Here is a 24398-nt window from a genome sequence, read left to right as displayed (position 1 = left end):
GTATCCAGAGTCGCGCCGCACATGCCGATGCCGCCGCAATAGCCTACAACAGCTTCCAGTACCATTAGAACTCAGATCTGACCGAGCCCACCGTCAGCACAAAGATCAATGCCAGTGATAAAGCTACTTTCGTCGCTGGCCAGAAACAGCGCCGCCGCTGCCAGTTCCTCGGGACGGCCCAGTCGTCCAAGGGGGATCATCTCGCCAAGCCCCTTCTCAAAGGCCTCCAGACTTTCATCGGGTATGCCCATTTTGCCGATGATCGGTGTCATCACCGGCCCCGGGCTCAGGCAGTTGACGCGGATCCCGCGATGCTTGAGATCATGCGCCCAACTGCGTGCAAAGGAGCGTACCGCGGCCTTGGTCGCCGCGTACACACAGTGGCCTTCCAGTGCCTTGAAATGCGCAATGGAAGAAACCAATACGATAGCGCCGCCGTCGTTGAGCAACGGCAAGGCTTTTTGGGTGGTCTGGAATACTCCCCTGACATTGATATCGAACTGACTTTCGTACTGCTCCTCGGTCACTGACTCCAACGGTGCGGGATGGATGACGCCGGCATTGGCCACCAGCACATCAATGCGGCCATGCAACTCCCCCACTTGCTCATACAAACGCTCGATGTCATCCCGTCGACTGACATCTCCCCTGAATGCTGTGGCGCGTGAACCTATTATCGCCAGCGCATCATTCAGCGTTTCCTGTCGGCGTCCGGTGATCACCACTTTCGCACCTTCCTCAACGAACCGACGCGCGATCGCCAGGCCAATGCCGCTGCCACCGCCGGTGATCACCGCTACTTTATCGTCCAGTTTACCCATCGCTAACTCCCTCCAGTTCCCTATCAAAGCGTGTGTTATTGAGCGCATCGCTCTCTCGCTCACCTGTGTTCGTCGATGCGCCCGATTGGGTGTAGCGCTCCAGTCGGTCAAACAGTCGTTGCCTTCGCTCCAACAACAGCGCGAGCAAGCTGTCCAGGGCGCCCAGCTTCTCCATGTGCTGCTTCAGGCACTGACGAAATTGTTCACTGCCTGGCTCGCTGTCCTGCAGATAGGCGAGCAGACCGTGTATTTGTCGGGTACTGAAACCGCAATCAATGAGTTCCTTGATCCAAAGGACTCGTTGCACGGCCCCTGGCGCATATTCGCGATAACCGTTTTCCCGTCGGGTCGATTCGATTAGCTTCTGCAGCTCGTAGTGACGCAAGGCCCGATGACTCGCACCGGTCCGGAATGCCAGTTCTCCAATTCTCATGTTGTCCTCCACAATGGGACTCTACGACCCTGACACTAATGTCAGGGTCAAGCCCTGTTTGCACGACCTGCCAGGGGGCGCTTCACGGAACAATGTAGCCTTGATTCACGCTACGGCGAGAGGCGCGGGCTGCTCTTGATGTTGACCAAGATAGCGACAGAAGCACGAACGCAACCAGCGTTCCCGAGGGTCGTTGTGGGCCGCGCCGCGCCAAGCCATGGACAAGTCCGGCGCCGGTAGCGCCAACGGCGCAAAGTCAGCACGCATCCCCTCCATTCGCTCCATGGCCCGGGCGACGTAGTCCGGTACGATCGCAATCATGTCGCTGCCGGCGAGCAAAGCGGGCAAGGCACTGAACTGCGGAACAGCCAGTACTACCCTGCGCTGCCGACCGACCAGACTCAGGGCATGGTCGGCATCGTCGATGACATTTCCCATCGAAGAGACAACCACATGAGGCCGCCTGCAAAAGTCATCCAGCTCGAGGGAACCGGGGGCCGAATCGGCACGCAATAGCATGGGTTGCATCGCTCGCAAGCTTTTGCAATGGGCACTGGCCGGCAGTTCTTGCGCAAAGCTGATACCCACGGAAATCTCTCCCGAGGTCAGCAATTGGGGTAATTGCCGATGGTCCACTCTGCGCACTACCAGCGTGATGTTTGGCGCCTCGTCCCGCAGGTGCTTGATCAAACGAGGAAGCAGCGCGTACTCGACATCGTCAGAGAGCCCGATATGAAAGGTCTCGTCGCTGGTGAGTGGGTCGAACGCCCGGGCACAACTCAAGGCGACAGCAATGCCATCCAATGCTGGCGTCAGCCGCGCATGAATTTCTTCTGCCCGCGCCGTCGGCTCCATCACCCTGCCAGTGCGGATGAACAGCGGATCATTGAACATCGAACGCAGTCGCCCGAGGGCGCTGCTGATAGTGGCCTGACACAGGAAAAGTCTCTCTGCGGCCCGGGTAACGTTGCGTTCGCACATCACTGTTTCGAAGACAATCAACAGATTGATGTCGGCACGCCGCAGATCATTTCTGTTCATCACGTTCACCGCCTAGGCACAAGGCCACATGGGTAAGGGGAGTTCAAGCTTATGCAGGCCAATAGCAAGACGTCACTTGTACCTAGGTTCAGCCGATGTATCCCTTGGTTGGGCAGCCTTGTACATGGGTATGCCCGGAATCGCGACCAAGTAGCACAAGACTAACCTGGGTGACTTCATCGAACTTCCAAGTAGAACATCTACACTTTGGTCTTAGCGGATCATACATTGGTATACTTCAACACCTTACAAGTTGGCGTATGTTGTAGTAACGACCAAAGCTGTCACGAGGGTCCCAAATGAAGCAAGATACACAAATACGCAACTCAATGATTATCGCCATCGTCGACGATGATGATTCGGTCCGGACAGCGCTTGAAAGCTTGCTGCGATCCTGCGGTTACAAAGTTAAAACTTATTGCAGCGCTCTGGAGTTTCTCAACACGGACGGTCCCGCTCAAACACATTGCCTTATCTCCGATATCCAGATGCCGGGAATGAGCGGTTTTGAGCTTCATAAGCAGCTCGTCGCGATGGGCTTTCACATTCCCACTATATTCATCACGGCTTACCCTGAAGCCCTCCCGCCCCTTAGCACCGATACGCCTGCGCTGATTGCCTATCTGCCTAAACCTTGTGACACCAACAAGCTTCTGAACTACATCGAAACAGCCCTCCTCCAGCAGAACTGAGAGCGCTCTGAAAGTTCTCTTTTGCATCCAATACAAACCTTCGTATATCCCCATACCACTGACGTATAGCTTTTCTGAACCGATGTAGAAGTGCGCCGACAATAATCCAGCAATAACATAAATCCACAGCGGGCGACCTGCTGCATTCAACATAGGCACCTTGACTTTCGGGGCCCTTGTATCGACCAACCAAACTTGAAGAATAACTTCAATAACATTGAAAACCTTTTTGAGGAACAACTAATGAAACAGCATATTCTGGTTATTGGTGCGGGGTTCGGTGGTGTGTGGAGTGCATTGAGCGCCGCCCGTCTACTGGATAAGCACAGTCGTAGCGACGTGGAAATCACGCTGCTGGCGCCCCAGGCGCAATTGCGCATCCGCCCCCGCTTCTACGAAAGCGACGTGCACAAAATGTTCGCCCCCCTGGATGGGTTGTTCGACTCGGTAGGTGTGCGTTTCATCAAAGGCACCGCCGAGCACATTGATGACCTTGGAAGGACCGTTGGCTATCGCGATGAGGCTGGCCGGTGGAGCACATTGACCTACGATCGCCTGGTACTTGCGGCTGGCAGCCAGTTAGCCCGTCCGACGGTGCCAGGCCTTGACGCCCATGCCTTCGACGTTGATCAGATCGAAGCCGCGATGCGCCTGGAGAACCACCTCAAATCCCTCAAGAACCGTCCCTCCAGCGTTGCCCGCAACACGGTGGTGGTCGCGGGTGGCGGTTTCACCGGTATCGAGACCGGCACCGAGATGCCGGCGCGACTGCGGTCCTTGCTCGGTAACGATCAGGACATCCGCGTGATCATCATCGACCGTGCGCCTCAGATCGGCGCGACCATGGGTGAGGGAATTCGTCCATCGATCATCGAGGCGTCCGAATACCTGGGCATTGAATGGGTGGTCAACGCCAGTGTGACGGCAGTGGACGCCAACGGCGTTACCCTCGCCGATGGTAGCCGCATCGAGACCCAAACAGTGATCTGGACCGTCGGCTTTCGCGCCAGCCCGCTGACCGAACAGATTTCCAGCGTGCGCGATGTCCAGGGTCGCCTGCACGTCGATGAGAACCTGAAGGTGTTCGGCCAGGAGCATGTCTACGCCGCTGGAGATGTCGCCTATGCCGCCACCGACGACCTCGGTAACTTCGCCGCAATGTCTTGCCAGCATGCGATTTCTCTAGGCCGTCACGCCGGGAACAACGTCGCTGCGGACCTGCTAGGTGTCGCGCCCACCCCCTACCGTCAGCCCAAGTACGTGACCTGCCTCGATCTGGGCGCCTGGGGCGCGGTGTTTACTGAAGGCTGGGATCGCCAGCTCAAGCTGGTCAAGGAAACGGCCAAAGAGCTCAAGACGCAGATCAACACCCAGTGGATCTACCCACCGGCAGCTGATCGGGCCGCCGCCCTGGCAGCAGCCGACCCGATGATTCCTGTGGCCTGAAGCCTCCCGCCTGAACCCGACGTTCTTGACCCAAGCAATAGGAGAAGGACCATGACTATGCATTTGAACCACCCCACCCCAAAGGATGGAACACAGAAAAGGAACGCTCAGCAGGAGTCAAACCTGAGCTTGCACAACACCTCACACCCCGGTGGGTCGGGGTCCGAGGAGTTGGTTCCTTCGCGCTACGCGCTGCGGATCGGCGAGATTGACGTGCTGGTGGTTAGCGATGGGGTGCTGCCTCTTCCGACCGAGACGATGTCCACCAATGCCGACCCAGCCGCCCGCGCGGCCTGGTTCAAGGACATGTTTCTGGGGCCGGACGCGTTCGATTGGGCGCTGAACGTACTTGTGGTGCGCAGCGGCGACAAGCTCATCCTCGTCGACGCTGGACTCGGAGGACAGTTCCCCGGATTTCCGCGGGCCGGGCAGTTCCCCAAACGACTGAAGGCCGCCGGTATCGATCTTGCGTCCGTGACCGACGTGGTGATTACCCACATGCACATGGACCATATTGGCGGGCTGCTTGTCGATGAGGTGAAGAGCCAACTGCGTCCAGATCTGCGTATCCACGTTTCAGCCACCGAGGTCGCGTTCTGGGAGTCGCCCGATTTCTCCCTCACCTCCATGCCGTCGCCGGTGCCGGACGTCCTGCGGGCAACGGCCAATCAGTTCATCAGCGAATACCGCAGCAAGGTGCGCACGTTCGAGGATGAATACGAGGTGGCACCAGGCGTGGTCGTCAAGCTCACCGGCGGCCACACCCCAGGGCACAGCGTGGTCTACGTGACATCCGGCGGTGAGCGGTTGACCTTCGCAGGCGACGCCCTGTTCCCGGTCGCCTTCGAACACCCCGACTGGCATAACGGCTTTGAACATGACCCTGAGGAGTCGGTTCGCGTTCGTGTCCGCCTGTTGCAAGAGGCGGCAGCTAGCGGTGAGCTGTTCGTGGCGACTCACCTGCCGTTCCCCTCCGTTGGCCGGGTGGCAGTGGACGGTGACGCCTTTCGCTGGGTCGCGGGTTTCTGGGACTACTGATCGCTTGTCGGATTTGCGCCTCCGTTCACGGAGGCACGAATCTCCCTGAGCAACATCACATGATCGAGAGACCTTTAATGAAAGACTCCAATCGGGAGATAGATCTCCAGCGTCGGGCCATATTGACAAGTTCAGCAGTAGTGGCCGCCAGTTTGTTGGTACCGCTTTCCAGCTTTTCCGGGTTGACGCAGGCCGCTATTGAGCACTCTGCAACCCAAAACAAACCAGATCACAAGGAGATGCACGCTATGAACTCTATTACGACCAAAGACGGCACCGAGATTTTCTTCAAGGATTGGGGGCCGAAAGACGCGACGCCCATCGTGTTTCACCACGGCTGGCCATTGAGCGCGGACGACTGGGACAACCAGATGATGTTTTTCTTGCTCAAAGGCTATCGGGTGATCGCGCACGACCGCCGCGGTCACGGCCGCTCGACCCAAACTTGGGCGGGCAACGAAATGGACACCTATACCGCTGACGTCATCGAGCTGACCGATGCGCTCGACCTTAAAGGTGCGATCCATGTCGGCCATTCGACCGGTGGTGGTGAAGTAGCGCGCTACGCCGCTCGAGCCAAACCGGGACGCGTCGCCAAGGCCGTACTGATCAGCGCGGTTCCCCCCATCATGGTTAAGTCAGAGAAGAACCCCGGCGGTTTACCTCTGGAAGTGTTCGACGGGTTCCGTTCGGCACTGGTCGCCAGCCGCGCACAGTTTTACCTGGACGTGCCGTCGGGGCCGTTCTACGGTTTCAATCGACCTGGGGCCAAGGTTTCACAAGGCGCAATCGACAACTGGTGGCGTCAAGGCATGATGGGCGGTGCAAAAGCTCATTACGACTGCATCAAAGCGTTTTCCGAGACCGACTTCACCGAAGACCTGAAGGCGATTCAGGTGCCCACACTGGTCATGCATGGAGAGGATGATCAGATTGTGCCGTTTGCCGACTCTGCGCCGCTTTCGGCCAAACTATTGAAGCATTCCACCCTCAAGACGTACCCGGGCTTTCCTCACGGTATGCCGACTACCAACGCGGATCAGATCAACGCCGATTTGCTGGCGTTCATTCGCGGTTGAGCACTAACGTCGTGACGGCGATCTGATCGCCGTTGCGGCGGCTGAAATGGGCGCCACAGTCGAAAACTGCCTGCCCTACGACACTCCCACGTTAAATCAACCCCCATCGTTTGACCGCGCCCGACAGTCATTCCAAACCTCACGTATCACATCCTTAAGTATCAGCGCCTCCGCCCAGCGATCGGTGATGTCGCGTCCATCGGCACCCGTAATGGCATAAGGCGGCGGGCCGAGTTCACAGGTGAAGGACAGGCTGTCGGGCGTGTTCGGTCGGGCCAGCCAATCCTCGATCCCATAACGCCACCAGCCCAGAAAGCGCTCCAGCCAGGGTCGATGCTGGGCGAAGCTCAGGGGCACCTGGACCTGTTCGCCGTTGGCGACACGACCATGAAAACCCCAACTGTGGCGCAGGATGGTGTGGATCTGTTCGTCGTCCTCGGCGGTAGCCGACTCTGGCAGTTCGCGACCCACGACATAGTGGGACAAGTCGGCCAACAGTTTGAGATCGGGCATTTCAGCGAGGATGTCGAGGGTGAACAACAGGTCATTGGTGAGGCGATAACGGTGGGTTTCCAGCAGAACAGGAAAGTCCACCTGCTCGGCCAGACGCTGCCAGCCTTCGATCAGCTCGATAGCTTGCTTCAGCGTGCGCGGCCGCACGTCTGCTTGCAGCGTGAGGTGGTGGCAGCCGAAGCGGGACGCGACATCGATCGCTGCCGCCAGATCATCCACGGTGCGGGGGAACACCTGCCCTTCGATTTGCAGGCCCTGCGCCTTGGCGGCGGCATGCAGGCGTGCGGCATGTGGCACGACCCAGAAATGGTCGGTGATGCCGTCGAAGCCGGCGGCGGCGATTTTCTCCACTTGCGCTTCCAGGGGAAGGTCGCATTGGCCGCGGTGATCTTGCATGGCCCACTGGGACTGAAAGACCAGGAATTCACGCATGTCAGTTCCTCAGCAGTTGTTTGAGCGGTACATCGGCGTCGGCCAGAGCGTCTACCGAAAGGAGGTTACGGTAAGCGATCAGCCGTTCGCACAGCTTGATGTCCTTGGCGACGCTATTCCCCTGCCCCCAACCGCAAGCGCCTTGCAGACGTTGCTCGGCATCAAGGTAGAACAACAGGTAACCGCCACCAGGGGTTGTCCGACTCGCCGTGGGTTCTGTGTTTGCGATCACGCCCATGGTCTGCAATCCCCAGTCGTATTGATCGGACCAAAAACCGGGAATGACCTCGAAGGGCAACTCGCCGCCCAACAGATTCAGGGCGGCGTGACGACCTTGGGTCTCGGCGTTGCGCCAGGTTTCCTGACGCTGGAAAACGCCTTGCGGGTGCAGCCGAAACTCACAGACATCGCCCGCCGCAAAGATGTCCGGCGCACTGGTGCGCAGTTGGGCATCGACGCGGATGCCTTGGCCGACCTCGAGTCCTGCGGCCTCGGCCAGTTCAGTGTTGGGTTGCATGCCGATGCCCACCACCACCAGGTCGCAGGGCAGCAACTCGCCGTCGACCAGTTGCACGGACTCAACATGAGTAGCGCCCTGCACCGCCTCAATGGCCACATTCAGCCGGACATCCACGCCCTGACTGCGATGCAGTTCCAGCAGGACACTGGACAGCTGCTCCGGCAATACTCGCCCCGCGAGACGCGGTCCGGCCTCGAGCAAGGTCACCGTGCAACCCAAGGCACGGGCGGTGGCGGCGACTTCGAGTCCGATAAAGCCGCCGCCGATGATCACCACCCGGGCGTCAGGCTGCAACGACGCGCGCAGTGCCAGCGCCTCGTCATGGGTACGCAGATAAAGCACATTGAGCAGATGCTCGGGCACCGAGGCAAGTCTGCGCGACCGCCCTCCCGTCGCCAGCAACAGCCGGGCGTAATGCAGCCAGCTGCCGTCGGCCAACTGCAGACGATGCTGCTGCGGATCCAGGTATTTCACCGGGTTGCCGGCCAGGTGTTCGATGTCCAGATCGGCAAGCTGAGTGGTGTCGCACAGGCTGTAACCCGCCAGATCGACCGTGCCCTGCAACAACCCCTTGGACAGCGGCGGACGTTCATAGGGCGGGTGGGACTCGTCGCCTATCAGAATCAGGCGACCGCTATAACCTTCGCCGCGCAAGGTCAGGGCCGCGCGGCCACCCGCATGGCCGGCGCCGACGATGATCAATGGAGCATTGGCAGGATTCATGGCACAGACTCCGCGCAGTTAAACCGTGATGGCGAGCAGAACACGTCCCGCCTCGACCCGGACTTTATAGGTCTTGAGATTGACGCACACCGGTGCGCCAAGGGCTTTGCCGGAGCGGTAGTCGAAACGTCCGTTGTGCTTGGGGCACTCGATGACATGCTCCATCACCAGGCCATCGGCCAGGTGGATGGACTCATGGGTACACAAGCCCGCGGTGGCGAAAAACTCGCTGTCGGCGGAGCGGTAGACGGCATAGGTGTGCTGGCCATGGTCGAAACGAATGACATCTTCATCGTCGATATCGTCCACGGCACATACATCGATCCATTGATCGGTCATGGCGTTTTCTCTTGTAGTGGTACAGGCAGGAAGGTGTCATGTGGGAGCGGGCTTGCTCCGGGCGGCGTTCCGACGAAAGCGGTGTATCAGGCGACATCGATGTTGACTGTGACGCCGTCTTCGCGAGCAAGCCCGCTCCCACAGGGGTTGTGCCTATTGGATGTCAGCCCGGCATTGCTTCAGGTTGTGCCCGGACGGTTGCGGCGGGTTTGGTGCTTTGTGGCAAAGGACGAGAGACGAAATAAGTCGGGTCTTTGCGCTGCCTCCAAATGGTCGGGAGGATCTCCTTGAAGGCCTCGAACAGACTGGTGTAAGGCGGCGGACAGTCGTTGCGAATCTCCTCGTGAAGCTGCGCCAGCGCGTGAAAAGGCACCATCGGATACATGTGGTGCTCAAGGTGATAGTTCATGTTGAGGTACATAAAGCGCAGCACCGGGCCCATATAAATCGTGCGGCAGTTGCTGCGGTGATCGAGTACATCCTCAGCCAGGCCGACATGCTGCGACAGGCCGAACAGGTAGGACAGCCAACCGCCATAGAGCGTCGGCAGACCAATAAACATCAGCGGCAACCAGCTCTGCATGTACAGCGCAGTGCCCACGGTAAGCGCATAAATCGCCAGCCAGACGCGTGCATCCCTCACCACCTTGGGCCACTCGGATTCGGGGATGAACGTCTGTTCTTCTTCACCCATCCGCCCTACCGCATGCTTGCAGACTGACCACATCGTGTTCAACGCATAAGGCATTCTGAACAGACTCAGCACCATATTGATCAGGCTTGGCGGACGTGGTTCGACGATCTCCGGATCGCGGCCGACGATGACGGTGTCGGTGTGGTGCCGTGCATGGCTCCAGCGCCAGACTTGGGGTTCGAACATGAACATGAAGCTCGACAGCTGGTAGACCGCATCATTCATCCAGCGGGTCTTGAACGCTGTGCCGTGACCCGCTTCGTGCCAACGGGCATTGGACGCCGTGCCGTAGAGCATCCCGTAGACGAAGAAGAACGGAACGCAGGCCCAGGAGCCCCAGAACCAGTAACCGCCGAACCCGGTCACAACCATCGCCGACAGCCAGATCGCGGTATCAAGCAAGGCCGGGCCATCGCGGCGCTGCATCAATTCCTTCATGCGTTTACGAGAAATGGGGGATTGGTACCAGCTTGCCGATACCAGGCCTTTTTGCGCCGCTCGGGCGGCTTCGGGGCCGGTCAATCGATAATCCCGAGGCATGGGTTTACCGGGGTTTTCAAAGGCTGCGTTTTGTTCAGGCATTTTATTGTTCTCCGCAAGCTTGATTGTTTTAGGCACTTTTCGACGCGGGATCACATCGCTGGGGAAAATATAGAGAGCGCAGAAATCACCCTCAAGCCCTTGAATACATTCCCTATCAAGCTATCATCCAGGCCCATTGAAGCTTGATAGTTTTCTATCAAAGCGTTTGCGGGACCTACCATGAACAACACTAAACGCCCAACCATCGCCACCGTTGCCGAACACGCTGGCTTGAGTGTCGCTACCGTAGACCGGGTGCTCAACGCCAGGGCTCCGGTCAACCCGGACACCGCCGAGCAGGTATTCCAGGCCGCCGAAGCGGTCGGTTATTTCGCCGCCAGGCTGATCGGCCAGCGGATCCGCGAACGTCGTCCCACCTACCGTTTCGGCATCCTCTTGCTCGGCACCGCCCAGGCGTTTTATGGCAACGTGGCCACCGCCATCACCGAAGCGGCGCAGCGTCAGGCTGGTGCCAACCTGAGCATTCAATTCGAGTACGTCTTCGATCGCACGCCCAGCGCGATCATTGCCCAGATCGAACAACTGGCGGTGCAGTGCGATGGTCTGGCAGTGGTCAGCTTCGCGCATCCGCAGATCAATGCCGCCATCGCGCAGATCAGAGAGGCCGGCGTGCCGGTGATCGCGCTGCTGTCCGACATCCATGAGACGGCGGATGAGCCTTACGTCGGCCAGGATAATCACGAGGTCGGACGTACCATGGGTTGGCTGATGGCTCACACGTGTGGCGCCCGCACAGGCAGTGTCGGAGTGTTACTCGGCGGCCACCGATTTCTTGGCCATCAGGCGCGGGTCGAGGGGCTGCGCAGCTACCTGGCGGAGCGCGCCCCAGGGTTGCGGCTGCTGGAAGCAGTGATCAATCTGGACAATTGCGACATCACCGAAGAGGCGACGCTGGACCTGCTGGCGCGGCATGACGACTTGCGCGGTTTGTGCGTGGTCGGCGGTGGCGGCGACGGGGTCATCAATGCCCTGTCGCAACTGCCGAAGCAGCCATCGCTGTGCTGCATTCTGCAGGAGTCGACCGAGCTGTCGCGACAAGCGCTGGATCAGGGATTGATCAGCCTGGTGATCGACTCCCAGCCGCGATTACTGGCAACCGCGCTGGTCGATTTGCTGGTCGAGCTGCAGACCACGCCGGACTTCGATCCGATACGGCATCGAATCCATGTTCCATTGCAGATCATCACCTCAGAGAACGCCCGACACTGACGGTGTGAGCCCCCATCAGAGGTTGGGTTCCGAACGAAAAGCATCGGCACTCAGCCCGAATCGATTCATCTTGTTGTACAACCCGCCACGAGAAACATTTAGCTGCCGCGCGGCCAGGCGGATGTTCCCGCGGGTATCCCTGAGGGCCGCGATGATCGCATTCATTTCATGGGTGCCAAGGTCCAGGGCAGCCAGGGGTTCGGGCACACTTCCCGGCGCCGGCTGACGCAGCTTTTGCTTGATTTCAAGCGGTAGATCAGCTGGCTGGATCAGTTCGGTCACCGCCAGATTGGTCGCGCGCTCGATGGTGTTTTCCAATTCACGCACATTACCCGGCCAGCTATAGGCCGAAAGAATATCCAACGCCTCTGGCGAGATGCCCTGCACCGATTTGCGCAACGACCGGGTACAACGATTGAGAAAATGTCGCGCCAGCAATGGAACATCTTCCCGGCGCATCCGCAGAGGCGGAACTGTCAGGTTCAGCACATTGAGCCGGTAGTAAAGATCCTCACGGAAGGCGCCATCGGCAACCGCCTGGCTCAGGTTGCGGTGGGTGGCGGCGATGATGCGTACATCCACTTGCTGGGATTTTTTCGCGCCCACGCGAGTCACCTCACCTTCCTGCAAGACGCGCAGCAGGCTGACCTGGGCATCGAAAGACATGTCACCGATTTCGTCGAGGAAGATCGTTCCGCCATCGGCCAATTCGAACTTCCCGGCAGAGCCTCCACGGGCCGATCCGGTGAAGGCGCCCTCGACATGACCAAACAGTTCGCTCTGCACCAGATCTCGCGGAATGGCCCCGCAATTGACGGCCACAAACGGACCGCTGCAACGGTCGCTGGCGTTATGGATCGCCTGGGCAAACAACTCCTTGCCGGTACCGCTCTCACCGAGGATCAGCGTGGTCGAGTCACTGCGACTGGCAATCCGTCCCAGGTGCAACGCGTCTTGTATGGCTCGCGAATTGCCTTGAATGGTCTCGAAGGTGTAGCTGGCTTGAGTGCCGATAATCCGCCGGGTAATTTCCCGGATGCGCCTGTTCTCGCGCAACGAAACAATGCGCCCACCCTGCTCCAGTGGGCACACCGACACCAGACACGCCAAGAGGCTGCGATCATGCAGCTCAAAGGTGCAATCCAGATCTCTTATCCCTTCATACTGCTGCCCTTCCCCGCCACGCAGCAGAATCTCATCGGTCAGCTCGCTCTGGCCCAGACGCTGGAACGGGCTGCCCAACAGGTCCCGGCCGACGCGGAATAATTGCCGGGCATAACGGTTGAGCGCCTTGATGCAGCCCCGCTCATCCAGCACCACAAGACCCTCGTTGAGCACTTCGAGGACGGTTTGCTGTTCTTCCAGCAGAGCTTGAAGCGCCATCTGCCGCGAGACCGCTTCGGCCGCTGCCTGGACGGTGCCCAGCGTATGGAAATGAAACCACCCCGGCTCGGCGGTCAAGGTCAGCATGGCCAGCGTCCTGCCCTGCGCATCCCTGATCGGCGCGGCAGCACAATGCATGCGCCGGCGACGCAGTCCGATCCCGAAGTTTTCCTCGGCCAGCACATACACCAATCGATCCTCGGCAATCGCCAGCCCGGTGCAGTTGGTGCCCTGCACCGACTCCAGCAGCCGACTGCCCACAGGCGTGAGGTCCAGGCCACAGAAATACAGGGTCGTGCCTGCAGCATCGGTCAGATTGATATGGCCCCTGGGGTTGTAAGCCAGCAATCCCTTCATGACCTCCGCCGCCGCGGCGATCAAGGCACGATTGGCCGCCAGCGTTGCAGCCAGAACGGTGGGGGCGACAAACCGGTATTCACCATCCTCAGGATCGAGGCCGGCACTGACGCTGCGCAGCCAGGAGTCCCAGATAACCTGCCTGACCCCGGCAGGTCGATCGATGCGCCCTTTCAGGCAAGCCAGCCAAGCCTGATCCAGCTCGGCGATCGGTCCTTCGTTCAACGACGCAGGCCCGAGCGCGGTGATGTAATCGAGGTCTTGCGCGCTGAAGGCTGTTAGCTGTGGGTTCACCATCATCGATTCGCTTCTATGTTCACGTTTTAGACATGTCAGTGTAGACATGTCATGCGAATGAACACATCTTTCAATAAATATTAATTAAACCCTTAAATATCAGGTACTTATACATTGGCACAGCCCTTGCTCTCTTGATTGACGCCAGCGAGAACATTCCTGCTGCGAGTCATTGAACAACAATAAAAGGGAGTCATTTCATGAGTACGTCCAAGATCATCCGCCTGGGTCTCATCGGTGCTGGCCGCATGGGCAGCTTTCACGGCCTGACTGCCGCCAGACACATTCCCGGCGCCTGCCTGGCCGCCATCGCCGACCCTACCCCCGGTCAAGCCGCGCGCCTGGCCGCAGAGTTGGGTGTGCAACGGGTCTATACCGATCCACAGCAACTGCTCGATGACCCGGAAATCGACGCTGTCTTGATTGCCGCCCCCGCCCGCAGCCATGCCGAACTGGTGATCAGTGCGGCCCGCGCCGGCAAAGGCGTGTTTTGTGAAAAACCCATGGCCATCACCCTCGACGAGGCGGACCGCGCCATCGCCGCAGCCGCCGATGCGCGCGTGCCGCTGCAGGTCGGCTTCAACCGCCGCTTTGCCAAAAGCTTCCGGGCTGCCCATCTGGACGTGGTCGCCGGTCGCATCGGTACCCCGCAACTGCTGCGCTCGCTGACCCGCGACCCAGCGTTGAATAATCCGGCTGCCTCGCCGCAGTGGGTGATTTTCCTCGAAACCCTGATCCATGACTTCGATACCCTGCGCTACCTCAATCCCGGTGCCGAAGCGGTTGAGGTTTTTGTCATGGCCGATGCCCTGATTGCACCGGACTACAAGGCCAAGGGCTTCCTCGACACCGCCGTGGTCACTATCCGTTTCGACAACGGCGCCATCGCGACGGCCGAGGCCAATTTCCAGGCCGTGTATGGCTACGATGTTCGAGGGGAAGTCTTCGGCAGCGCTGGCATGCTGACCATGGGCAGCCTCAATGATTCTGACCTTGTGCGCTATCTGGCCAATGGCATCCAGGCCGATACCCAGCGCCTGGACACCGACCTGCTGCGTGATGCCTACGTGGCCGAGCTCAATCACTTTGTCGATTGCCTGCGCACCGGCGAAAAACCACTCGCCAGCGGCGAAGATGCCCGGGCGGCACTGGCCATTGCCCGCGCGTGTATCGAGTCCTTCCAACAGGGCAAACCTGTGCGCGTGCAAGGAGCCCATTCATGAGTTTCACACCGTTCAAACTGGCGATCAGTGCCGAGATGGTCTTCCTCGATCTGCCATTCACAGAGCGCGTCAAACGCATTCACTCGCTGGGTTTCAGCGCCGAACTCTGGGACTGGACCAAGAAAGACATTGCGGCCCTTGTCGCCACGGGCGCTGACTTCACCTCCATGACCGGCTACATCTCGGGCAACCTGACCGACCCCGAAGACATCCAGCACCTGCTCGACAGCGCACGAGAATCGCTGGCCGTCGCCGCACAACTGAATTGCCCGAGTCTCAATCTGCATGGTACCGGTTTGGGCGACAAAGGCATGCCGGTCAAACCCGTGGCCCACACCACCGGACGCATGTGGCTGAGCGCCTGCAAGACCCTGGAAAAAATCGCTCGCCTGGGCGAAGACGCTGGTCGGGTATTCTTGCTGGAAAACCTCAATACCGAGGTTGACCACCCCGGCACTCCCTTCGCTCGCGCCGACGATACTCTGGCGCTGATCGAGGCCGTGGGCAGCCCTCATTTGAAGATGAACCTGGACCTTTACCATGCCCAGATCGGCGAAGGAAACCTGATCGAACTGATCCAGCGCGCCGGCAGCGCCATCGGGGAAATTCAGGTCGCCGATGTCCCCGGCCGCATGGAACCCGGCACCGGTGAAATCCATTATCCGGCCATTGCCAAAGCCTTGTTCCGCATGGGATACACCGGTGTCGTCGGGCTCGAGGGCTGGGCCAGCGGCGACAGCGAAGCGGCACTTGAACGCTTTCGGCAAGCCTTCACGCTAGATTGAGGACGCTGGCGCTCTCGGCGGGTTTGATTCAGAGAGCGCCAGAAACCCTCACGTTTGATCTTGATGAATTTCAACTCATAACAAAAAAGGAAAAACCATCATGCGTCGCTGCACTCTTCTATTTGCCACGCTGCTATTCCTCTTCAGCCAATGGGCCGCCGCCAGCTATCGCATCGGCGTCAGCATTGCCAGGGTTGACGACAACTTCATGACCTATGTGCGCAGCGGCCTGGAAGATGCCGCCAAGAAGGAGAACGTCCAGATCCAGTTCGAGGATGCCCAGGGCGATGTGGTTCGCCAGCTCAATCAGATTCAGGGCTTTCTCGGCCAGAAAGTGGATGCCGTCATCGTCCTGCCCGTGGACACTGCCGCCACCGCCAACATGACTCGCGCCGCCGTCGAAGCGAAAATACCGCTGGTCTACGTCAACCGCCATCCGGACGAACGCGTCCTGCCCAAAGGCGTGGTCACGGTGGCGTCCAACGACGTTGAGGCCGGGCAACTGCAAATGCGCTACCTGGCTGACAAAATGGCGGGCAAAGGCAACATCGCGATCATCATGGGCGACCTCGCGCAAAACTCCACGCACGACCGCACCGAAGGCGTCAAACAGGTGCTCAAGGACTATCCCGGGATCAAGATCGTCGAACAGCAAAGTGCCGAGTGGCAGCGCAATAAAGGGATGGACCTGACCAGCAACTGGCTGCTGGCCGGCACCGGCTTCGATGCCATCGTTGCCAACAACGACGAGATGGCCATCGGCGCCGCCATGGCACTGCAGCAAGCAGGCAAAGCCAAGGGCGAGATTGCAATTGTCGGCATCGACGGCCTGCCTGACGGCCTCGCGGCCATCAAGCGCGGAATGCTCGTAGCCTCCGTCTTTCAAGACCCCAAAGCGCAAGCGACCAGCGCGCTGCAAGCGGCTATCAAAATGATCAAAGGGGAACCGGTCGAGACGGATGTCTGGGTGCCCTTTCAACTGATCACGCCGGAGCAGGTAGCGGTGTTTGAGCAACATTACAAATAGCGTCAAACCGGTAGCGCGGTTGGTCGATTTTGTTCATTGAGTGATGTCGCGACACAGACGTTCAAGCCGTTTGATTGCTGCCCTTGGTGACGGGCAGCAATCGGCCCAGACTGGGTGAAAACGTATGCACTGTTTTGAAGTCTGCGTTGCTAGTAAAAACTGCCAGCGTTTGGCTAGTCAGCAGACCTGAAATTTGCGTAGGAGCGCGACTTTCGCTCCCGTCATAAACAGGGGAATTGAGCAGTCAGCTTTCACTACGTAATTCCTCTGCAAGCCACTCAATCAGCGCACGCACCTCGATCCGATCTTCCCCATCATGTTGTCTAAAAACCGATATCGCATCAGGTAAAGGAACACTTTCTGCGCAAGGTCTCACCAGCGCACCGCTATCAATAAGCCTCTCGGCGGTTCGGCGCCACCCCATTGCAATTCCATGTCCTTCGACGGCGGCCTGAAGCATTAGGGGGTAACTATCAAACACGGAGCCCTGAGGATAACCGTCCAATGTCTGCCCAAACACCTGCAGCCAGCTATCCCATTCCATCAAGTGAGGCGGCGTGGCGCGATGGTGTAAAAGCGTGTGGAGGCGAAGATCGCTGATTTCCAGTGATTGCCGGACAGCCAGGTAATGGGGGCTGCACACTGGAAACACCTCATCTGCGGCAGTGAACGCCAGAACATGCAAGCCACTGGGGCGTCCGGTACTTTGTAAGGCCACGTCAAAATGGTCATTGAATTCAGTCAATGGTCGGGTGGATGTCGCGACCTGGATCTCGATTTCCGGGTGTTGCTGGTGGAACGTCGAAAGGCGCGGCATTAACCAATAGAACGCTTCGCACAACTGACACAGTAAAACGACACGGTTTTTGCGAGGTGATTGACGAAGAGTGACGGCACTGTCGCTGATACTTTGCAATGCGGTGCTCACCACGCGCCCTAGCTCACGCCCCTCCTGCGTCAGGAAGACTGCGCGGTTGCGCCGGCAAAAAAGCTTCAGTCCCAGATTATCTTCAAGCCCGCGGATCTGGCGGCTTATCGCCGCTTGCGTGATGTGCAATTCATCGGCGGCCTTTGAAAAGCTTTCCAGTCGAGCAGCCGCTTCGAAGGGCAGCAAACTGGCAAGCGGCGGCAATGACTTCCCAAGCGTATTCATAATCAGACGTTATGCATCCAGGACCGAGAACTCGTTTGTAGCATACCCCTGACGCTGTGCAACATGAGTTGAATACCTCGTGGATACGCCTGATGACCATTGCTCACTCAAACATCATCGCCGGAGTGACCCTTGCCGTGGTCGCGACCCTGAGCTGGGCTCTGAATTTCGTAGCGCCCTACGTCACTGGCGCCTACAGCATCTACGACTTGATGGTCATCAGGTTTCTGATCGCCGGTGCGCTGGGCCTGAGTGTCATGGTGCTCTGTCGCGCCCAGCTGCGGTTCCTGCGTCGCGATCAGCAGTTTCTCGCCGCAAGTCTGGGGGTGATCGGATACCTCGGCTACAGCACCTGTATTGCCGCCGGTGTCATTTTTGGCGGGCCCGTGCTGACTCCAGCGTTTATTGGCATGGTGCCAGTCTTGTTGGCACTGCTCAGCAACGCTGCGAAAAAAACGCTTCCATGGCGCAGACTGACGATACCGCTGACGTTTTTGACGGGTGGGCTTTTGCTGTCGAACATCAGCAGTATCAATCAACCCGTAACAGGCGACGGTTCGTGGCTGATAGGGTTGGTTTTTTCAATCAGCGCCGTTGTCTTGTGGCTCACATTCAGCTGGCTGAATCAGGGTGCCTTGGGGAAACTCCCGGCCAATGCATCAGGTATCTGGACCGGCCTTATGATGGCAGGCGCCGGAATGGGCACCTTGTGCTTGTTACCGGTTGTGCAGGTGCTGGATCTTCTCAAGCTGCCAACGCTTGGTTTCCGTATTTCCCTTGCAGGACATCTGTACGTCTGGGGCCTTGTTATTGCGGTAATGTCCTCACTCGTCGGGGCCTGGGCGTGGAACGCAGCATCCCGTCGCCTTCCCATGGTGCTTTCTGGGCAACTGATCTCCCTTGAATCGCTGTTCGCCACCCTACTTGGCTTGTTGTTTCACAGCCGGCTGCCAACACCTCTAGAAGCGTCAGGTCTTGCTGCCGTTCTCGTAGGTGTGGTTATGGCTGTTCGTATCATCCTGATTTCAATCGATAACCCACCCAGCACGATAAGAAAAATCGGCTCCGTTTGCTCCTGACAGTCACTATCCGGTACTGGAAGCGGCCTGAAGAAGATAACCATATTGGATTTAGCTGACCGTTTTGGTGTCACGGGGAGGCCAGGTTTCATTCTGATGTTCCACCGCGACCGCGCGACAGTTCCAGAATGGCCCCCACGACCGAAGTGCCCCTCTTCAGCTCGAAATCGAGTATGCGTTTGGCGCGTTGAACGCCAATGGTGTTCATGTGACCTACTCCTCAAAGCGACCCGTAGCGTCACGATCGCGCTCGTATCGTCGCATGAGCGGAAACGGCGGCAACCAGGATTCGCGACGGACAATCCAGCTTTCGTAGGTTGGCATCAGTTGGTCAGGGGCATCCAGGGATCCGAGGTTCACTTCGATTTCGTCGCCGGTGCGGGCGAAAACGGACGAGCCGCAGCGGGGACAAAAAAACCGTCCGGCGTAGTCGCGTGTTTCCCCATCGATCGTCACCGCATCCTGAGGGAACACTGCCGAGGCGTGAAAAAGAGCCCCATGATGCTTGCGGCAGTCAAGACAATGACAAAGGCCGACCCGGTATGGGAGCCCCGACGCCTCAATTCGGACGTTGCCGCACAGACAACCGCCGGTGAATCGGTCCATGCTGCCTCTCCTCTGAAATCAAGTGGCACGATGGCGCCATTGCGTGACGCTTTAGCATTTCAACATTACACAGAACTAACAGTATCTACTTTCAGCCGTCGCAGTTTCTGACGACGAACCCGGCTGATACACAGAGGTCAAAGCAGGTGATGACGTCGCCAATGTTCAAAGGCCTCTGGCCTGCTACATTCAAGGGCGAAGCCAGTAATTCACACACTTAAGGGTGCGCGGGATAATTTCAGCAGGCTCGGATTTCTGCCGAAGGCAGGTGCTGACTGCTGCTCACATCCAATGCTCCCGTATTGGAGTACTAAAATGACTCAGTCAATGCGGTTCTTCCTATCGATCGTCCTTGCGACAGCCTCACTGGCATCAGCCAGCTTCTTGAACACTGCAGGTGCGGCAACTGCCGAGGATCTAGATGTCGATTCTCGGCAAGCGTTGCAAACTCTCTACAAGTCCACCCCATTTGCCGAATCCATTTCGCATAAAGCCAAAGCGATTCTTGTCTTCCCGAAAATCATCAAGGCGGGCCTTGTGTTTGGCGGCAGCTATGGCGAAGGTGTGTTGTTGGAGGGCAAGAAAGTAGAGAATTATTACAACTCCGTAACCGGGTCCTGGGGGCTGCAAGCAGGCGCCCAGTCGTATGGCTATGCGGTTTTCCTGATGACCGACAAAGCCGTGGACTATGTCCGTAAAACCAAGGGTTGGGAAATTGGCGTAGGACCCACCGTTGTAATGGTTGACGAAGGGGTGGCGAAGAATCTGTCCAGCACGACAGTGAAAGACGATGCCTACGCGTTCATTTTCGACCAGCAGGGGTTAATGGCCGGGATCAGCATCGAAGGCACCAAGATTTCCCTGATCAAGCGCTAAGACTAGTCGTTTGGCGCATGGATGCGCCCTCTTGCCAACCAGTCACCGTGCAGATAATGTCAACTCTATGAATCAGCCACGCATTGCCTCGACCACCACTACCACGACCGCCCGAGGCGGGTCGTGAGAGGTGTCGTGAGCCAATAACGCACGAACTTCAAAAGGCCCGCCAGTGATGGATAGGGCCTTTTCTTTTGCCCTTGTGTCGCTGGTCCAAACGCAAGGAAAAGCACTATGTATGCACTGTTGATTCTCGATATGCAGGTTGGATTGTTTCATGGCCCGGATAAACCATGGGCTGGCGAAGCGTTGCTGAACACTTTGAATAGCCTGCTGAGCAAAGCCCGGAAAGCAGGCGCGCCAGTTTTTCTTGCTCGCCACGTAGGTCCGCCTGGCTCGCCTATCGAACCTGGAAGCCCGTTGACACAACTGGTGCAGGAACTCCTGCTACAAGGCGACGAAGTGATCTTCGAAAAAAGCCGACCCAACGCTTTCGCCATGACTGACCTGGCCGATCGGCTAAAAGCTTGTGGATCTCAAGGCGTGGTTATTGCCGGCATGAAGACCCAGTATTGTGTCGACAGCACCTGCCGCGCTGCACGGGATCTTGGGTTCGATGCAGTGCTGATCGCCGATGGGCATACCTGCACCGACACGCCTGCGTTGAAGGCCGAAAATATCGTCGCTCATCACAATGCAACCCTGGCGGGCCCATTCTGTCGTGTCGTTCACGCTGATAATTGGCACTTCTAACCGGCATTGATAGATCGGCTCAAGACTGGGTCGATCTGTCCTTTTGTCGGCGTCGTTGATTCTGCTGCTCCGCTGTGTATCTCAGTGTGTCTGGCTAGCAGCTTGATACATGGGTTTTCACCTGGCCTGCGATTCGACACAGGCCAGATACGTCGCCGCGTTCAAATGCAAGCCAGGTTTGAAGGGGATCACCCGGAACCCCTGACCAACGGCTTGCAACGGAGACATCACCATGAAGATGGCACTGCAGAACAAAACCGGCAAAACTCGCCGCCGTCTGGTCGGCTCATCGATCCTCGCGCTCACCCTGTTCAGCGCTCTCGGTGCGGCCCACGCACAAACGACCGCAGCTGTGCCGCCAGACGCGATCAGCGCCGACGCCACTCATGCGGCACCCTCCCCGTTCGGCCCGCTGAAGCATGTCAGCGCCGGACTGTTGAACGTGGCGTACGCCGAAACAGGCCCGGCCGATGGACCAGTAGTCATTCTTCTGCACGGCTGGCCGTACGACATTCACAGCTATGACGAGGTCGCGCCATTGCTTGCAGCAAAGGGCTATCGAGTGCTGATGCCGTATGCGCGTGGCTACGGTGATACGCATTTTCTGTCCGATAAAACCGTTCGCAATGGTCAGCCGGCCGCGCTGGCAAGTGACGTCATCGACTTTATGGATGCGCTGAAGATCAAACAGGCCGTACTCGGTGGCTATGACTGGGGCGCGCGATCGGCCGACATCGTCTCGGCGCTGTGGCCAGAACGGGTTAAGGCGCTGGTCTCTGTCAGCGGCTATCTGATCGGCAACCAAGCGGCCGGCAAGAACCCGCTGCCACCCAAGGCCGAGTTGCAATGGTGGTATCAGTTTTACTTCGCCACCGACCGCGGTCGCTCCGGCTACGAGAAAAACACCCACGACTTCGCCAAGTTGATATGGCAACTGGCGTCGCCGAAATGGGTGTTCGATGATGCCACTTTCGACCGCAGCGCCAAGGCTCTGGAGAACCCCGACCATGTCGACATCACCGTATTCAACTACCGCTGGCGCCTGGGGCTGGTTCAAGGCGAGAGTCAATATGAAGCGCTAGAGCAGAAACTGGCTACGGCGCCTTCCATTAGCGTGCCGACCATCACCCTTGAAGGCGATGCCAACGGCGCGCCGCACCCTGCCCCCGAGGATTACGCCAAGCGCTTCACCGGCAAATACGAGTTCCGGCTGATCAACGGCGGCATCGGCCACAACCTGCCGCAGGAAGATCCGCAGGCGTTCGCCAAGGCTGTAATTGATGCGGATCACCTTTGAATCCGGTCTGACATCCGTGCACTTCCTCCGATAAGCACCGTCACAAAAACGGCTCGTTCCATTTAACGAGCCGTTTTCTAATTTTTGCACTCCGCCAACACCACGTGGCAAGTATCCGGCGTGCCACCGGATCGGCCGGCATAGCGTATGCAATTAGTCAGGGATTTTTCGCGAGCCATGTTCAAGGTTGAGCCCCAAGCCAGGCCACCCTCGCCGGCGGTGGGTAGCGCTTTTGCATAGCAGCTTGAGCCTATGTTTGAGGCCGAATAGCGAGCCGTGGCAGCTTTGCCGGAACATCCCGCCGTCAGCACCAGGTTGATGGCTAACAGGGAGAGTAGGACCCATGACGAGCATTGGCACGCTGTTGTTCCGGTCATCCCGTTTCCCCTGCAGCAAGAGACGTGAGACATGCTTGTGCTCGCGTACTATTCAGATTAGACGGAGTTGCGCCGGCCCTTGGCTCCGTTTGGCGGACTGATTTGCGATGGCCCTGACAATGGCGATTGTTCTCGATGCTCGGCAGTTTTCGGCCATCATCGGGCACCCGGGAACGTCTCCTCACCGCCCCAAGCTCCGGGAGCGACAGTCAGTCTGGGTCGAAGAGCTCCGGTCGCTTCGGGTTGCAACCGAACTCAAGAGAACCAGCATTGATTTCATTCAATGCGTGCAGTCAGGGAATAAATCAGATTGGTCGCAGGGGCTGGCGCGTGTGCTCCCCCATGCGCCTGCGTGTTGGTCGGAATCTCAGGTAGATAAGGTCACTTCTTCCTGGGGTCATCCGCTGGATTGAGAAAATTGATACCCCACGGGCCGGTCCCATGGATCTGCACGACAGTTTCTTCTTGGGTGAATACATACATCGGCATACCAACAGGCATGATCGTGATACCGCCCGGCGTGTAGGCCCTGGTTTTGGCGGGGTCAAATTTGTCGCCGACTCCCAGGTGAAAAGTGCCGGAAATTACGGTGACACGTTCCACTACCGGGTGAGTATGGACACCTATTTTAGAGTTGGCCGGTAGCTTGAGCCGAAAGGTAAACGGATCTGCAGTTTTCAGGTCGCCTTCAATGACTACGATTTGGGCGCCAGGCGCGACCGATGGCGCATCAGACCATTTGAGATCGGAGGGTAGAACCGATATGTGGCCCGCCATCGGTTGCTCAGCGCTCGACACGGGTAACGTCATGAATGCGGCGAGTGTGAACGCGCTTGACGCCAAAAAGACTCTTAATTTGTACATTTTCTGCTCCTTTCGAACGGAACAAATGTTGCTCAGGGAGATCACCATTTATTAAAGCTACCTTGGGGCCATAAGCAAGGTGGCCTGTTGTTAAAGCCGCAGCCGTTAGGGACGTCGACGTACGCATCCGGCCATCTACGGCGTGCGCGCCCTCCCAAGGTACACAAGTTGCCAAAATTGTCCGGCTGCCTACGCTACTAGAATGCATGCATCAGTCCCAATTCTGGAGAACCAAGATGATCAGCAAGAACACGATTTGTCTCTGGTACGACGGCACCGCGTTGGACGCGGCGAAGTTCTACGCCGATACGTTCCCGGACAGCACTGTGGGAGCTGTCCTTCGCGCGCCTGGCGACTATCCGGCGGGCAAACAGGGCGATGTCTTGACGGTCGAGTTCACGGTGATGGGCATCCCTTGTCTCGGGCTGAACGGAGGTTCGGCGTTCAAGCACAACGAGGCTTTCTCGTTCCAGGTTGCCACCGACGACCAAGCTGAAACAGACCGCTTGTGGAACGCGATTGTCGGAAACGGCGGCCAGGAAAGTGCATGCGGCTGGTGCAAGGACAAGTGGGGACTGTCGTGGCAAATCACACCACGCGTTCTGACCGCCGCGATAACCGATCCTGATCGAGCGGCAGCCAAGCGCGCGTTCGACGCCATGATGGGGATGAAAAAGATCGACATCGCGGCGATCGAAGCGGCTCTGAAGCGTTAACCAGCGGTGCGTTCGTTGCTCG

25 protein-coding genes are annotated in these 24398 nt (G+C 58.3%); 13 read left to right on the top strand and 12 right to left on the bottom strand.

The annotated features are described in order from the left end of the window. Positions 1–71: 71 nt before the first annotated feature. From AB7M29_RS16145 to AB7M29_RS16135, 3 genes are all read right to left on the bottom strand, one after another. Positions 72–821 carry an SDR family NAD(P)-dependent oxidoreductase gene (locus AB7M29_RS16145; RefSeq protein ID WP_217854595.1) on the bottom strand — a complete coding sequence of 250 codons (750 nt, stop codon included), beginning with the start codon at positions 819–821 and terminating at the stop codon, positions 72–74. Next, positions 814–1254, bottom strand: a complete 441-nt coding sequence (locus AB7M29_RS16140) for a MerR family transcriptional regulator (RefSeq protein WP_217854594.1) — start codon at positions 1252–1254, stop codon at positions 814–816. Before AB7M29_RS16140 ends, AB7M29_RS16145 begins: the two co-directional genes overlap by 8 nt. A gap of 105 nt (positions 1255–1359) precedes the next feature. Further along, complete coding sequence (locus AB7M29_RS16135) at positions 1360–2295, bottom strand: LysR family transcriptional regulator (protein ID WP_454247280.1); 936 nt, start codon at positions 2293–2295, stop codon at positions 1360–1362. Positions 2296–2594: 299 nt separating this feature from the next. Between AB7M29_RS16135 and AB7M29_RS16130 the strand changes: the two genes are divergently transcribed. The 4 genes from AB7M29_RS16130 (at position 2595) to AB7M29_RS16115 (ending at position 6550) form a co-directional block, all read left to right on the top strand. Beyond that, positions 2595–2987: a response regulator transcription factor gene (locus AB7M29_RS16130; protein ID WP_217854592.1), complete on the top strand. Its 393-nt coding sequence runs from the start codon at positions 2595–2597 to the stop codon at positions 2985–2987. A 243-nt stretch (positions 2988–3230) separates the two neighbouring features. After that, a complete protein-coding gene (locus AB7M29_RS16125; protein ID WP_217854591.1) occupies positions 3231–4433 on the top strand; it encodes an NAD(P)/FAD-dependent oxidoreductase in 1203 nt (400 codons plus the stop codon). A 51-nt stretch (positions 4434–4484) separates the two neighbouring features. Further along, positions 4485–5471: an MBL fold metallo-hydrolase gene (locus AB7M29_RS16120; RefSeq protein ID WP_454247279.1), complete on the top strand. Its 987-nt coding sequence runs from the start codon at positions 4485–4487 to the stop codon at positions 5469–5471. A 248-nt stretch (positions 5472–5719) separates the two neighbouring features. Continuing rightward, entirely contained in the window at positions 5720–6550 is an 831-nt protein-coding gene (locus tag AB7M29_RS16115; protein ID WP_217854589.1) for an alpha/beta fold hydrolase, read from the top strand. A 96-nt stretch (positions 6551–6646) separates the two neighbouring features. Here AB7M29_RS16115 and AB7M29_RS16110 read toward each other — a convergent pair whose 3' ends face one another. From AB7M29_RS16110 to AB7M29_RS16095, 4 genes are all read right to left on the bottom strand, one after another. Next, positions 6647–7495: a sugar phosphate isomerase/epimerase family protein gene (locus tag AB7M29_RS16110; protein WP_454247278.1), complete on the bottom strand. Its 849-nt coding sequence runs from the start codon at positions 7493–7495 to the stop codon at positions 6647–6649. 1 nt (position 7496) lies between these two features. Beyond that, a complete protein-coding gene (locus AB7M29_RS16105) occupies positions 7497–8738 on the bottom strand; it encodes an NAD(P)/FAD-dependent oxidoreductase (RefSeq protein ID WP_454247277.1) in 1242 nt (413 codons plus the stop codon). Between the two features lie 18 nt (positions 8739–8756). Further along, a complete protein-coding gene (locus AB7M29_RS16100; protein ID WP_454247276.1) occupies positions 8757–9077 on the bottom strand; it encodes a MocE family 2Fe-2S type ferredoxin in 321 nt (106 codons plus the stop codon). A gap of 163 nt (positions 9078–9240) precedes the next feature. Beyond that, positions 9241–10353, bottom strand: a complete 1113-nt coding sequence (locus AB7M29_RS16095) for a fatty acid desaturase family protein (RefSeq protein ID WP_454247275.1) — start codon at positions 10351–10353, stop codon at positions 9241–9243. 180 nt (positions 10354–10533) lie between these two features. Between AB7M29_RS16095 and AB7M29_RS16090 the strand changes: the two genes are divergently transcribed. Further along, entirely contained in the window at positions 10534–11583 is a 1050-nt protein-coding gene (locus AB7M29_RS16090; protein ID WP_454247274.1) for a LacI family DNA-binding transcriptional regulator, read from the top strand. A gap of 15 nt (positions 11584–11598) precedes the next feature. On the opposite strand, the gene AB7M29_RS16085 is transcribed toward AB7M29_RS16090, so the two are convergent. Beyond that, positions 11599–13620: a sigma-54 interaction domain-containing protein gene (locus AB7M29_RS16085; protein WP_454248717.1), complete on the bottom strand. Its 2022-nt coding sequence runs from the start codon at positions 13618–13620 to the stop codon at positions 11599–11601. Between the two features lie 200 nt (positions 13621–13820). Between AB7M29_RS16085 and AB7M29_RS16080 the strand changes: the two genes are divergently transcribed. The 3 genes from AB7M29_RS16080 to AB7M29_RS16070 all read left to right on the top strand — a co-directional run bounded on the left by AB7M29_RS16080 (position 13821) and on the right by AB7M29_RS16070 (position 16655). Further along, positions 13821–14843, top strand: coding sequence for a Gfo/Idh/MocA family oxidoreductase (locus AB7M29_RS16080; protein WP_454247273.1), 1023 nt, complete (start codon positions 13821–13823; stop codon positions 14841–14843). Next, positions 14840–15628 carry a TIM barrel protein gene (locus AB7M29_RS16075; RefSeq protein ID WP_217854584.1) on the top strand — a complete coding sequence of 263 codons (789 nt, stop codon included), beginning with the start codon at positions 14840–14842 and terminating at the stop codon, positions 15626–15628. Before AB7M29_RS16080 ends, AB7M29_RS16075 begins: the two co-directional genes overlap by 4 nt. 100 nt (positions 15629–15728) lie before the next feature. After that, positions 15729–16655 (top strand): sugar ABC transporter substrate-binding protein, encoded by a 927-nt coding sequence (locus tag AB7M29_RS16070; RefSeq protein ID WP_201060193.1) that lies wholly within the window; start codon positions 15729–15731, stop codon positions 16653–16655. 244 nt (positions 16656–16899) lie between these two features. Here AB7M29_RS16070 and AB7M29_RS16065 read toward each other — a convergent pair whose 3' ends face one another. Next, the gene (locus tag AB7M29_RS16065) at positions 16900–17808 is read right to left on the bottom strand and encodes a LysR substrate-binding domain-containing protein (protein WP_217854582.1); all 909 of its coding nucleotides are present in this window, start codon (positions 17806–17808) and stop codon (positions 16900–16902) included. Positions 17809–17900: 92 nt separating this feature from the next. Here AB7M29_RS16065 and AB7M29_RS16060 point away from each other — a divergent pair, with 92 nt between their 5' ends. Then, positions 17901–18887: a DMT family transporter gene (locus tag AB7M29_RS16060; RefSeq protein ID WP_454247272.1), complete on the top strand. Its 987-nt coding sequence runs from the start codon at positions 17901–17903 to the stop codon at positions 18885–18887. A gap of 213 nt (positions 18888–19100) precedes the next feature. Here the strand turns inward: AB7M29_RS16060 and AB7M29_RS16055 are convergent, their stop codons facing one another. Then, complete coding sequence (locus AB7M29_RS16055; RefSeq protein ID WP_454247271.1) at positions 19101–19493, bottom strand: GFA family protein; 393 nt, start codon at positions 19491–19493, stop codon at positions 19101–19103. A gap of 315 nt (positions 19494–19808) precedes the next feature. Between AB7M29_RS16055 and AB7M29_RS16050 the strand changes: the two genes are divergently transcribed. The 3 genes from AB7M29_RS16050 (at position 19809) to AB7M29_RS16040 (ending at position 22419) form a co-directional block, all read left to right on the top strand. Then, on the top strand, positions 19809–20369 hold the full coding sequence (locus AB7M29_RS16050) for a lipid-binding SYLF domain-containing protein (protein ID WP_217854578.1): 561 nt from the start codon (positions 19809–19811) through the stop codon (positions 20367–20369). A gap of 234 nt (positions 20370–20603) precedes the next feature. Next, the gene (locus tag AB7M29_RS16045; protein ID WP_454247270.1) at positions 20604–21122 is read left to right on the top strand and encodes an isochorismatase family protein; all 519 of its coding nucleotides are present in this window, start codon (positions 20604–20606) and stop codon (positions 21120–21122) included. 232 nt (positions 21123–21354) lie between these two features. Further along, positions 21355–22419 (top strand): alpha/beta fold hydrolase, encoded by a 1065-nt coding sequence (locus AB7M29_RS16040; RefSeq protein ID WP_217854576.1) that lies wholly within the window; start codon positions 21355–21357, stop codon positions 22417–22419. A gap of 77 nt (positions 22420–22496) precedes the next feature. Here AB7M29_RS16040 and AB7M29_RS16035 read toward each other — a convergent pair whose 3' ends face one another. Together AB7M29_RS16035 and AB7M29_RS16030 are read right to left on the bottom strand one after the other, a co-directional pair. Further along, positions 22497–22796, bottom strand: a complete 300-nt coding sequence (locus AB7M29_RS16035) for a hypothetical protein (RefSeq protein ID WP_454247269.1) — start codon at positions 22794–22796, stop codon at positions 22497–22499. Between the two features lie 381 nt (positions 22797–23177). Beyond that, entirely contained in the window at positions 23178–23660 is a 483-nt protein-coding gene (locus AB7M29_RS16030; protein ID WP_052962988.1) for a cupin domain-containing protein, read from the bottom strand. A gap of 236 nt (positions 23661–23896) precedes the next feature. Here AB7M29_RS16030 and AB7M29_RS16025 point away from each other — a divergent pair, with 236 nt between their 5' ends. Further along, a complete protein-coding gene (locus tag AB7M29_RS16025; protein WP_217854575.1) occupies positions 23897–24376 on the top strand; it encodes a VOC family protein in 480 nt (159 codons plus the stop codon). Positions 24377–24398: the final 22 nt, after the last annotated feature.

The organism is Pseudomonas sp. F-14 TE3623 (assembly GCF_053629015.1).
The sequence above is the reverse complement of the archived record's forward strand: the minus strand, read 5'-3'. Positions and strand labels throughout refer to the sequence as shown.